The 11,320-nt window shown below is 60.3% G+C and carries 10 protein-coding genes, 4 pseudogenes and 1 riboswitch; of the genes and pseudogenes, 2 read left to right on the top strand and 12 right to left on the bottom strand.

The annotated features are described in order from the left end of the window. Positions 1-111 precede the first annotated feature (111 nt). Positions 112-625, bottom strand: a pseudogene (locus tag EJ068_RS32620) (transposase); the annotation flags it as partial. Positions 626-747: 122 nt separating this feature from the next. Between EJ068_RS32620 and EJ068_RS13395 the strand changes: the two are divergent. Next, positions 748-960, top strand: a complete 213-nt coding sequence (locus tag EJ068_RS13395) for a hypothetical protein (protein WP_126057615.1) — start codon at positions 748-750, stop codon at positions 958-960. Next, positions 860-1,142, top strand: a pseudogene (locus EJ068_RS13390) (transposase); the annotation flags it as partial. The gene EJ068_RS13395 and the pseudogene EJ068_RS13390, both read left to right, overlap by 101 nt. 298 nt (positions 1,143-1,440) lie before the next feature. Here EJ068_RS13390 and EJ068_RS13385 read toward each other — a convergent pair. From EJ068_RS13385 to EJ068_RS33850, 11 genes and pseudogenes are all read right to left on the bottom strand, one after another. Then, positions 1,441-2,223 (bottom strand): annotated as a pseudogene (locus tag EJ068_RS13385) (sensor histidine kinase); the annotation flags it as partial. Between the two features lie 29 nt (positions 2,224-2,252). Continuing rightward, on the bottom strand, positions 2,253-2,885 hold the full coding sequence (locus tag EJ068_RS13380) for an Hsp20/alpha crystallin family protein (protein ID WP_126057616.1): 633 nt from the start codon (positions 2,883-2,885) through the stop codon (positions 2,253-2,255). Between the two features lie 531 nt (positions 2,886-3,416). Continuing rightward, entirely contained in the window at positions 3,417-3,641 is a 225-nt protein-coding gene (locus EJ068_RS13375) for a DUF982 domain-containing protein (protein WP_245454712.1), read from the bottom strand. A gap of 627 nt (positions 3,642-4,268) precedes the next feature. Next, positions 4,269-5,073, bottom strand: a pseudogene (locus tag EJ068_RS13365) (hydroxymethylpyrimidine/phosphomethylpyrimidine kinase). Next, complete coding sequence (locus EJ068_RS13360) at positions 5,064-5,669, bottom strand: thiamine phosphate synthase (protein WP_126057618.1); 606 nt, start codon at positions 5,667-5,669, stop codon at positions 5,064-5,066. Before EJ068_RS13360 ends, EJ068_RS13365 begins: the two are co-directional and overlap by 10 nt. After that, a complete protein-coding gene (locus EJ068_RS13355; protein ID WP_126057619.1) occupies positions 5,666-6,439 on the bottom strand; it encodes a thiazole synthase in 774 nt (257 codons plus the stop codon). The genes EJ068_RS13360 and EJ068_RS13355 overlap by 4 nt, the downstream gene beginning before the upstream one ends. A gap of 1 nt (position 6,440) precedes the next feature. Continuing rightward, on the bottom strand, positions 6,441-6,638 hold the full coding sequence (gene thiS / locus EJ068_RS13350) for a sulfur carrier protein ThiS (protein WP_126057620.1): 198 nt from the start codon (positions 6,636-6,638) through the stop codon (positions 6,441-6,443). After that, a complete protein-coding gene (thiO, locus tag EJ068_RS13345) occupies positions 6,607-7,608 on the bottom strand; it encodes a glycine oxidase ThiO (protein ID WP_126057621.1) in 1,002 nt (333 codons plus the stop codon). The genes thiS and thiO overlap by 32 nt, the downstream gene beginning before the upstream one ends. Further along, the gene (thiC, locus tag EJ068_RS13340) at positions 7,605-9,440 is read right to left on the bottom strand and encodes a phosphomethylpyrimidine synthase ThiC (RefSeq protein ID WP_126063809.1); all 1,836 of its coding nucleotides are present in this window, start codon (positions 9,438-9,440) and stop codon (positions 7,605-7,607) included. The genes thiO and thiC overlap by 4 nt, the downstream gene beginning before the upstream one ends. A gap of 103 nt (positions 9,441-9,543) precedes the next feature. After that, positions 9,544-9,660: riboswitch (TPP riboswitch) on the bottom strand. A 121-nt stretch (positions 9,661-9,781) separates the two neighbouring features. Then, on the bottom strand, positions 9,782-10,009 hold the full coding sequence (locus tag EJ068_RS13335) for a hypothetical protein (RefSeq protein WP_245454713.1): 228 nt from the start codon (positions 10,007-10,009) through the stop codon (positions 9,782-9,784). 662 nt (positions 10,010-10,671) lie between these two features. After that, positions 10,672-11,133 carry a hypothetical protein gene (locus tag EJ068_RS33850; RefSeq protein ID WP_306283303.1) on the bottom strand — a complete coding sequence of 154 codons (462 nt, stop codon included), beginning with the start codon at positions 11,131-11,133 and terminating at the stop codon, positions 10,672-10,674. Between the last annotated feature and the right edge of the window lie 187 nt (positions 11,134-11,320).

The following is an 11,320-nucleotide window of genomic DNA, read 5'->3' as shown; positions in this document are numbered from 1 at the left end:
CGAGCAGATCAACCTCACATTCGGTCGCTGCTCTTCACGGCTGCACCAACATCCCGCCTACGGCCGCTGGGCTCGGGCGACGAGACCATTCTGAGTGAGCGGCGTTTTATATACCCGTTCGGTCGTCAGTACCTTGCGTTCACGACAGATACGCCGGCGATCCTCCTGCTCCGGTGTTGGCTCTTTGACCATTGCACATATGCGCGGTTCGCCTCGCTTGAAGGCAAGGAGAGACGAGCGTTTCACCATCGATCTTATCGGTTTTGGCTCGGCGACTGCGACGAGACACTGCGATAGAAGCGGGATCAACGACGTAGCTCTCGATCCCCGCCTTGCTCAGAACCCGATGGATCCAGGAGCCATCGAGCCCGGCTTCCTGGATAGCGACGACGGGGAAGTCTGGCCCCATGCGTGCTCTTGCCTTCTCTCGCACGCTATCGAAGCGACGGAACAAGGCGGATAAATCACCACTGGGGACACTGTGTTTCGACAACTTCTCGCCGCCACCTGGCGACAACGACGAGATCAGCCAGGTTGAACGGCTGAGCTCCAGCGATACGAAGATTGCGCCCAGACCAGTCCGGATAGCAGTCAGAGTTTCGGATCGGTCGGCCACTACATGCATGGTGTTCCTCCGCGGGGTGTTTGTTAGCAGCGTCACTCTGCCAGAGCACGCGCCGCTATCCATCCGTCGCCATGGGATCTGGTGATTGTTCATGTCGCCGATTCCCGCGAAGGAACGCCACCATGACCAAGATTGAAAGTAAGACCGCCAGCGCTGCCGTCAAAGACATTCTGCTTTCAGACCCGGACGGACTTCACGAAATGATCCGTGCGGTGATGCAGGAGGTGCTCGAGGCCGAGATGGACGACGGTGGAGGAGACCATCGAGCGCACGCTGACCTTCTTTTGCCTGCCGCGCCAGCATCACAAGCATCTCAAGAGCACCAACATGCTTGAACGGCTCAATGAGGAAATCCGCCGGCGCACCTATGTCGTGCGCATCTTCCCCAACGCCGAAAGCTGCCTGCGCCTCGTCAGGGCGCCGGCTGTCGAAACCAACGAAAACTGGATGGAGGCCCTACATCAACATTGACGACCTGCGCGAGCACAAGAAGCTCGCTCTACGCCAAGCCGCATGACCAGCATCGTGGCCGCCCCATTTTGCAGAACTTGACGCACACAACCGCCACTTCGAGTTTACCGACCGCACCGAGTCATCCACGCAAAGACCTGCGCAGCGTCAGCTTCAGAGCTTGGTCCCACCGGCTGAACGCCAAAAAAGCGGATCTTGGCCATCGGAAGCGCCCTCAACCGACTGAGAGGTTTCGGCTTATGCGATGCGACTGGCAGTCCTGCGCTCCGGGGACAAGGCCGTGGCGGCAGAAGATCCCCTGGACATCAGGCGATGTCCGGAAGGCAGCATCGTAGTAACGGTTTTTACGCCGCTCGCGGCACGCGCGAGGTGAACGTCGCCCGGGTGACCGACACGCTGGTGCCGTCAATATCGCTGATAATCTCCACCCTGGCCTCCAGTTGTTTCACCAGTGCTTCGACGATGGCTGTTCCAAGTCCGGTAGCCGGTACGTCGTTGGCGATCTTGCCGACGCCATTGTCCGAAACCGTCAGTTTCCAGTCACTGCCCGCGGTCTCGTAGCTCACCTGGATGCGAGCGCCGGTTCTCTTCTTGGGGAAAGCATATTTGATGGCGTTGAGCACGAGTTCGGTGACAATTAGTCCCAGACTGACTGCCCTTTGCGAATCTATCCTGCCGCCTTCGGCCATTACGGTGACCGTGATCGGCTGGGCTTCGCCGACCATCGACGAGGCGAGGCTGCTGCACAATTTCGGTAGGTAAGAGCCGACATCGATCTCGTCGACGCCGGCGGAGGTGTGGAGATGGCGTTGCACCTCGGCCACGGACAGAACGCGCTGATGGGCGTCCTTGAGATGCTGGCGCGTCTCTTCCGACGTCACCGAGCGTGCCTTCAGCAACAGGATCGAGGCAATGATCTGCAGGCTGTTGGCAACCCGATGCTCCATCTCGCGCAGCAGGACGTCTTTCTGCCGAAGCAGGTCTTCGGTGCGACCGAGCAGTTCTTCCTTCTCCCGCTCGATGATACGACGGGCCGTTATGTCATTGAAGGCGAGAAGGATGGTGATGGCCGAACTATGGTCGTAAAGCACCTTGCGGGCATTGAGCAGCATGGTGCGACGGCCGATCCGCGTTCCTGAGCCATGCTTGCCTCCCTCTATCCCTTGATCTGGATCTTCTTCGGCCGATCCGCCTCCGGCCGGTGCAACTCGACTTCGAGCAGCCCGTTGGCGAAACGCGCCTCGACCCGTTCCGGGTCGACGCGGAATGGCAATTGCACTGTCCGGGAGAAGGTCCCATAGGCGCGCTCACGGCGGTGCCAGACGGATTTCTCGTCCTCCGTTCGAGGCTCGCGCGTTCCCTTCAATGTCAGAATGTTCTCGCGCACCGTGAGGCCGATTTCGTCAGGTGATATCCCCGGCAGTTCCGCGGCCACCGCCACGCTGTCCTCGCCAGTCCAAAGATTGATCGGCGGAAACTCCTGAGCGGCGCTGGCGGTCAGCCCGGCCAAACGCTGGTTTACTTCCTGTTGCATGCGCCGCATTTCCACAAACGGATCGAACCCGATGCGGCCGAAATCCGACAAAAGCATGTACATCCTCCTATGATTCACGACCTTGCATGATTGCCACGCGCGACACGTGCGTGCGCACCGGAAGCGGAATCGATCGATGGCAACAGGAGGGGCGATCAGCACAGAGACCGAGCGGCCCGATCGCGCAACCTCGCAGAATGCGAGAAAGAGGGGTTCGGGCAGACGCCGGAACACATCCTCCTTGCGAAGCGACATGAACCGAACTCGATCCACCGTAGGGCCGGACCGTCATTCCCGTGCCAGGACCCGATAGCGGCATCCGGCTTTATCATTAGGTGGCCCCAAATGGCCTTTCACGAGGTGATCTTTGACATTCCACCAGTCACCTCTTCGGCAACAGCGGGGTCCCTTCGAATCCGTAGCCACGTTGCCTCTAGTCGCTGATTTGGCTTCCCTTTGCGCAACTGTCGGGATCGACGAAGCGTCCCGAATTGCACCGCGGTTCGATCAACTGATCGCAGGCGACGCGCCGCATCGTCATGGTAGCTGACGAATGAATCGGCATGACACGTCGCAGTGACCGAGACATCAAGCCAGCACCTATGTCGGCTTGCCGCAAGTCAAAAGAATCCAGCCCTGCGTGCCGCGTTCGCTGACCTTCGCCAGTGACGCCATTTGCATTTCGGCCGGACAGATGGGCACAGACATGTGCAATTCCCGCATCGCCCATTATTGGAACTCACAAGGCGGCGTTCTTTCCGTCTTGGCGAGCAGCGGGCCAACGCGTTACCGGCGGTGATCTTCCTGCAGCTTTAAATCAGTCGCCACCAACGACGAAATCAGATTTGGCCAGCACGCCGGCAATCCTGGCAAATCCCACAATGCTTGCCGCGCCTGCTCGGGTGTCATCTGTCCGGCGATCGCTGCGTTGCTGCTTCTCACCGCGCAACTGAATACCGGTCCCCGACGCGCTTTTGGCCACTGATTCAGGAATACGAGCGCTTCGCGCACTGTGTTGATGTCGTGACGACGTCGTTGGTCTTAACCTGGACCGGCGATAGGAAAGCCAGACCGGTTATTCTTACCTCCCTGCGATCGCACGCTGGATCTTTCATTCGGTGGTTGGTTGCGTGACAGGTTTCGAACGTTAGGTCTTGTTTTCTCTGGAAGATCGGGCTGTACGACATAATCCAAATGTTGCGACGCAGCGAAGGCTTCTGCTGGTTCCCGAGTTGAAAAAGCCAGTTGCACCTGGATGAGTGTGTCGCCGCCACCCAATAGCCCATCAGATGTTCAATGGCAGGCGGCGTCCGACGCTCGAACAGCAAGCGCCACGGCCGGCGGGTAGCCGATGCCACAGCTTTGGAGCTGCCCCGGATACTATTATAAGACCGATTGACGCGGGGCTCGACGCGTTTGCGGCAAATAAGCTCGAGTGTGGACAGAGATGTGACGTTCTATTGAGTCGCTGACCCAATCGGTAGCGACCTGGTGATCCACGCAACCAATTCCGGTCGTTTCTGTCACTAAGAACTCGATATTCGCTATTTGCACCTCGAAAGTCGCATAATTGGCAGTGAGAAACTCAACGCGTTGTGAGGATGGCATAGAGAAGCAGTAGCCCCTTCTCTAGTCTCGCTACGGGAAAAATTCTGGAAAATGGGTCTGCTTGGCTGGACGCAGAACGCTGTGGTTATTCAGCCGGCATTTCTGAAGCCTCTCCAAGACAAACAGCTTGCCTTCGCGCACGCTGTCTTCGAGCGGCTTCGGCTTCGCCAGATGCGCCGCAATCGCGCTGGCCAGCATGCAACCTGTCCCGCGCATCGATGTGGCAAGGCGCGGTGCATCGAAGCGGATGGGTTCGTAACAGAATATCGGTCGACCGGGTTCCCGACGCATGCCCACCCTTGATCAGCAGGGCTTGAGGGCCGGCGGCCAGCAGTCTTTTTCCTTGTTGGAGCGCTCCGTCCTCATCCACTGCCAGTTCGGAGCCACTAAGGAGCGCCAGTTCAGGGAGGTTGGGCGTGACAATGCAGCAAAGCGGCATAAGATCGCGCTTCATGGCAGCGATAGCGCCTGCTTGCAGAAGTGCGCGGCCTGAGGTGGAGGCCAGCACAGGGTCGAGTACTGCGGGGACATGCGGAAATTTGCGCAGCACTGCGGCAACGGCAACAATGATCTTGGCAGTCGCCAGCATGCCGATCTTGATTGTGGCCACGTCGTTGGCCTGCAGCGCGGCGCACATCTGATTGGCCACCAGGCTAGGTGGCGAATAATAGATTTCGATCACGGCGTCATGCGTTTGCACCGTTAGCGCTGTGACGGCGAGACAGGTGCGCACGCCAATGGCAGAGATCGTCTCGATATCGCGTGCAATTCCAGCACCGCCACTGGAGTCCGATCCACCGACGACAAGCACATGTGGTTCTCGCCTCAGCGCCATTGGTCCGTCTTTTCGATCCATTCTCGCGTGCGCGCCTCGGGGTCGTCGTTGAGCGTGATGTCGGTCACCACCGCCGCGCTGTCCGCGCCAGCCGCAAAGACACCGTCGAGCCGCTCAGGGTTGAGGCCACCAATGGCGACCAATTGAAACGGCGCGACCTGGCGCTTCCATTCGCTGATCCGTTCGACCCCTTGCGGCGCCCATTTCATCTTCTTCAGGATGGTCGGATAGATGGGTCCAAGCGCTATGTAGTCAGGCTCGGCGGCCATCGCCGTTTCCAGCTCCTGATGATCATGTGTGCTCAGTCCGAGCCTTACGCCGGCTGCCCGTATCGCCAAGAGGTCAGCGGTCTGCAAATCCTCCTGGCCGAGATGTATGAAGTCGCAGCCTTCCTCGATTGCCAGGCGCCAGTGGTCGTTGACGATGAGTTGGCACTGGTATCGAGCACACAAGGCCTTCGCGGTGCGGATCTCCGCGCGCAACCCAGCCTCATCCACGGTCTTGATGCGCAGTTGCAGAAGCCGGACTCCGAGTGGGACCAGCCGTTCGATCCAGGCAGCGCTGTCGACGATCAGATAAAAGGGATCGAGCTTCATGAAAAAACGGCCCTGCCGACCATCGGTGTCGATGGCACGGCGACGTCGCGCGGTTCGAGCATTCCCGAACTGAACGCCTCACGACCGGCGTCGACCGCCTTACCGAAAGCACGCGCCATGCCGACCGGATATGCCGCCTTGGCGACCGCTGTGTTCAGGAGCACGGCGTCAAAGCCGAGTTCCATGACGGTGGCCGCGTGCGACGGCCGTCCGAGCCCCGCATCCACAATCAGCGGGACGCCAGGGAAATATCCGCGCATCGAGCGCAGCGCCGTCATGTTGACCGGTCCCAAGGCGGAACCGATCGGTGCGCACCACGGCATCAGGACCTTGCAGCCCGTTTCCAGCAGCCGCTCGGCGACAACGAGATCGTCGGTGGTATAGGGGAATACCGCAAAGCCGTCCTCGCACAGGATGCGGGCGGCTTCAACCAGACCGAACACATCCGGCTGTAGCGTGTCGTGATTGCCGATCACTTCGAGCTTGATCCAGTTGGTGCCGAAGACCTCGCGCGCCATTTTCGCGGTGGTGACGGCTTCCTTGACGGAGAGGCAGCCGGCGGTATTGGGCAGGATTCTGGCGCCCAGCGAGCGGATCAACGACCAGAATTGTTCGCCGGCTCTACCGCCCGCCATCTCACGCCGCAACGAGACGGTCACCACCGACGTGCCCGACGCCTTGACTGCATCGGCAAGGATGGCCGGCGAAGGATATTGAGCGGTGCCGAGAAGCAGGCGCGACGAAAGCTCGGTTCCATAAAGCTCCAACATGCTAGCCGCCCTGCATGGGCGAGAGGATTTCGATCCGGTCGCCGTCGCTCAACTGGAACTCCGTGCGGTTGGCTTTGTGCACGAGGTCGCCGTTGACGGCGGTGGCGAGCCAATCGCCCTCATAGTCGAGCGCGGCAAGCAACTCGGCCAGCGTGGTGGCGGCAATCTCACGCGCCTCGCCGTTGACCATCAGTTTCATGAGCATGCTCCTTGGTTCTGTCTTGACTGAAAACCAGGCCGGCAGCCTGGCGCGCCATGGCGGGGGCGAGGAGAAAACCGTGACGATAAAGACCGTTGATCGCGATGATCTCACCGTCTGTTTCGACGCGTGGCAAATTGTCGGGAAATGCCGGACGGACACCCACACCGGTTTCAACGATCTCGGCCTCACCAAAGGCCGGATGGAGGGCATGGGCGGCGCCCAGCAGCTCCATCATGGAACGCGCCGTCACCGGTCCGGCGCTCTGGCTTTCAATCATCGTCGCTCCGATCATGAAACGGTGATCGGTGCGCGGCACGGCATAAAGCGGAAAGCGTGGATGAAGCAAACGGACCGGCCGCGACAGCGAGACATCAGGCGTGCGAAGGATCAGCATTTCGCCGCGAACACCGCGCAGCCTGTCATCGGCCGCTGCCATTCCCATGCAGTCTATCTGACGGGCGAAACCCGAAACAGGCCGGGCGTCGCAGCCGAAGTGGAATTTGACACCCATGGTCGCAAGGTTGTCATGAAGTGCCGCCATCGCCTGGCGTGGGTCGAGGTGAGCCTCGTTGGGGAAGAGCAATCCACGCCGGAAGCGGCCGGCGAGGTCGGGTTCCAGGAGCGCAATTTCGTTTTCATCGACGCGCCTATGCCCTGACGTGCGACTGGCGAACCGGTCAAGCTCACCGGCATCACGCGGCGCGGCCACGACCAATGTCCCGGCCCGTGTCACCTGACCCGACAGCACCGCATCCCACCAGTCGGCAGCGTCGCGTCCGAGATCCAGCACCGGCTGCTCCGCGCTTTCGCGCTCGCACCATGGCGCCAGCATGCCGCCGGCGAACCACGACGCGTTGCCGCCAAGGCCATGCCGCATCTCGGCGACTGTGACCGTCGCGCCGCGGGCGGCGAGTTCGAAAGCGACGGTGAGGCCGGCAACGCCGGCCCCTTTGACGAGCACCCTCATGATGGTTTGGGAGCCTCCGGCACGACCGGTACGCCAGTCTCGTCCGCCGGCATGTAGAGATCGCCGCCCTCCCGGTATTTTGCCGCCATTGCCGCCATGCCTTCCTTCTGAGCCTCGGCACGGATGTCGTGGGAAATGCGCATGGAGCAGAATTTCGGCCCGCACATCGAACAGAAATGTGCCAGCTTGTGCGCCTCCTTGGGCAAGGTCTGGTCGTGGAAGGACCGTGCGGTTTCGGGGTCGAGCGACAGGTTGAACTGGTCCTCCCAGCGGAACTCGAAGCGCGCGCGCGAAAGGGCATCATCCCTGGTTTTCGCTGCCGGATGGCCCTTCGCCAGATCGGCTGCATGGGCGGCTATCTTGTAAGTGATCACCCCAATCTTGACGTCGTTGCGGTCGGGAAGGCCGAGATGCTCTTTCGGCGTGACGTAGCAAAGCATTGCGGTGCCGAACCAGCCTATCATGGCGGCACCTATCCCTGAGGTGATGTGGTCATAGCCCGGCGCGATGTCGGTCGTCAGCGGCCCCAACGTGTAGAACGGCGCCTCACCGCACACTGCGAGCTGCTTGTCCATGTTCTGCCTGATCTTGTGCATGGGGACATGGCCCGGGCCTTCGATCATCACCTGGCAGTCCTTTGCCCAGGCAATCTTGGTGAGTTCTCCAAGTGTTTCCAGTTCGGCGAATTGCGCCGCGTCGTTCGCATCGGCGATTGAACCGGGACGAAGGCCGTCGCCGAGCGAGAAGGAAACGTCATAGGCTCTGGCGATGTCGCAGATCTCCTCGAAATGCTCGTAGAGGAAGCTCTCCCGGTGATGGTGCAGGCACCATTTGGCCATGATCGAGCCGCCGCGCGAGACGATGCCCGTGACCCGGTCGACGGTCAGCGGTATGTAGTGCAGCCGCACGCCGGCGTGGATGGTGAAATAGTCGACGCCTTGCTCGGCCTGCTCGATCAGCGTGTCGCGATAGACCTCCCAGTTGAGGTCCTCGGCGATGCCGCCGACCTTTTCGAGCGCCTGATAGAGCGGCACCGTGCCGATCGGCACCGGTGCATTGCGCACGATCCAGTCGCGGATGTTGTGGATGTTGCGGCCGGTCGACAGGTCCATCACCGTATCGGCGCCCCAGCGGATCGCCCACACCATCTTTTCGACCTCTTCGGCCATCGACGATGTGACAGCCGAGTTACCGATGTTGGCGTTGATCTTCACCAGGAAATTTCGCCCGATGATCATCGGTTCGCTCTCGGGATGATTGATGTTGGCGGGAATGATTGCGCGTCCGCGCGCCACCTCGTCGCGCACGAATTCGGGTGTGACGAAATCTGGGATCGCCGCGCCGAAGGCTTCGCCGTCGCGTTGCAGCTTGCCGCGCATCACCTCGCGGCCGAGATTCTCGCGGATGGCTACGAACTCCATTTCTGGCGTGATGATGCCGGCGCGCGCATAGGCAAGTTGGGTCACCGCCTTGCCCTGCTTGGCCTTGAGCGGCCGATTGCGTATCGGAAATTCCGGTGTCAGGCGCTCGCCGGTGGCGAATCCATTGTCTTCCGGCCGGACGTGGCGGCCGTCATAGGCTTCGACATCGCAACGCGCCGTGACCCATTCGTGGCGAAGCCGGGCAAGGCCTTTTTCGATGCTGGTTTGGACTGATGGATCGGTGTAGGGGCCGGACGGATCGTAGACGGTGACGGGCGGTTCGCCGGCCGTCGGATGGACGGAAATCTCGCGCATCGGCACCCTGATCTGCGGGTAGAGGACGCCGGGCTTGTGGATTTTCCGCGAGGCGGGCAGTGGTCCCGTCGACACGGCGGGGGTGAGGGCATTCATCGTGAGGCTCCTTTGCTCATGCATTGGAGACCCAGTTCTGTGCCGGAAGGATGAAAAGACGCTTCTGTAGACCTGCTGCAGCAGGACCTCGGGCGTAAACTCCCGCAAAGCGCTTGCACCGTCCCTACGCCAGTATGAACTGGATCAGGTTCAACGGGTCACTGCGCCGCGAAAGCCAGCAGTATCTCAGCCCCTTACCGGGACTCCCCTGGTGAATGCCTCAAGTTGAATGGGCCGGTGCTGCTTTGTCAAGCGCCTTCGGGCGCCTTCGGGCGCCTTCGGCCGGTGGCGACGTCCGGCGGCCGGCCGAGCGGAGAGCTCGCGCATGCATCGGGGACAAGTCACGCCCCGTAGACCAGGGCTGGAATGGCCAAAGTCTCATTCGCTTCGTGAAGGATGGAAAAACTGTATCGGCCATGTGCGTCGAGATCGACCGAGTAGCTCAGGCGGTCACGGATGTGGTTATCCTGGTCGAAGGCGACGATTTGCGGCTTCAGCGAGGTGATTTGCACCACGTCCAGGTAGATGGAGTTGCAGATATGATCTGGTCGTCGGGCTGGCAGGTGCAAGCGGCCGCTCTATTCAGGATGCGGCATCGGCGGCGTTCCCGATACCAATGATATCTTGCGGGCAACTTATGCAATCACCGGCTTCGTAAAACCCGACGGCGGCGGCCGTGTCCTGGCGCTGAGGATGTGCCGCTGTTCCAGCAGAGAAATCGCGTGGGCGCGGAGTTTTCGCTCTGCGAGGAAGAGTTGACGCAATCGTTTAGCTTGCTTGCAGTTCGTAGAGACCCGCCTTTGAAAGCAACTAAGCTATTGCATTGATATGTTGGTGCGCGATCGATCGCTACATAGCCGGCCGCCATTATCCGAGTATTGATCCGCCGGTGTTCGTGTTGCCGTATATGGCAATCCCTGCGAGATCGTCGCGGCCGGATCGGCCGCACCCTCTAGTCATAAAAGGGGAAGCGACCGAGAATTCCGCTGCCGAAAACTTCTCTGGCTTGGCTATGCATGCGGTAGATGAGATCGCCGCCTACCGCGACCTGGTCGAGGAAGGCATCGACGCCCAGTTCGGACAGCCTGGTTATCGCAATGCGTTAGCGGCTCAGACTTGCGGTCTCGAGAGCGGCCTTTGGGGGTCACCTCTTTTTTGTTTCAGAGGTTGGAAGACGGCTGCTCGTTACCCAATAGAAATGGCGACTACGGAACGCGATCGATCGCGGCCATCAGGAAACACCTGTCTTCGGCTCAACCTCGACATGGCGTCCGATCGACCGCAGATATACAGCTATCTCGTCCATGAGATGATCGCGTTCGCCGTAGATCTCAGCAATCCTGCGCAGCTGTGGCTCGACGGACCTCCGTTGCGCCGGCGTCAAATCAGCATCGCCAAAGACATATCCCAAGTTGCCAATCGCGCAAATGTTGCAGCCGGCCTCCACAACTGCTTGCACGAATGCCGGAATGTCTTTTTCTTGCATAGTCTTCATGTCGAACCTCTCGTGAATGGCGTGCTTGCGCGCCCATGCTGCCTTTTCAGCGTGTCCTCTGGGCGGCGCAAGCCTTGAGCGTAATTGTGCCGGGCAACCTCGACTATCCCGTCTGCCACGCTCTTTAGAGTCGGTGGGGTCTGGTGATTGCAGGCTGGGCCACTCAAAAGCCTGCAAGAAGAAAGTCATGGCGACCATTGCTCAAGATCGCGAGGGTGCGTGCAAGACCTTCCGTTGGCAGTCATGCACGCTCACCCAGCAACTGGGTATTGAGCAACTGGGTCTCACGTCGCGGGTCTCGTGTGCTTCACAGCCGAAAATAAGGTACCACCGTGGCTATTCTCAAGTGCAGGCTACCTCTTCAGGACACGGCGGAGTGCCTTCC

This window comes from Mesorhizobium sp. M2A.F.Ca.ET.043.02.1.1 (genome assembly GCF_003952405.1).
GTDB lineage: Bacteria > Pseudomonadota > Alphaproteobacteria > Rhizobiales > Rhizobiaceae > Mesorhizobium.
This window is presented reverse-complemented; position numbering and strand designations above follow the sequence as displayed.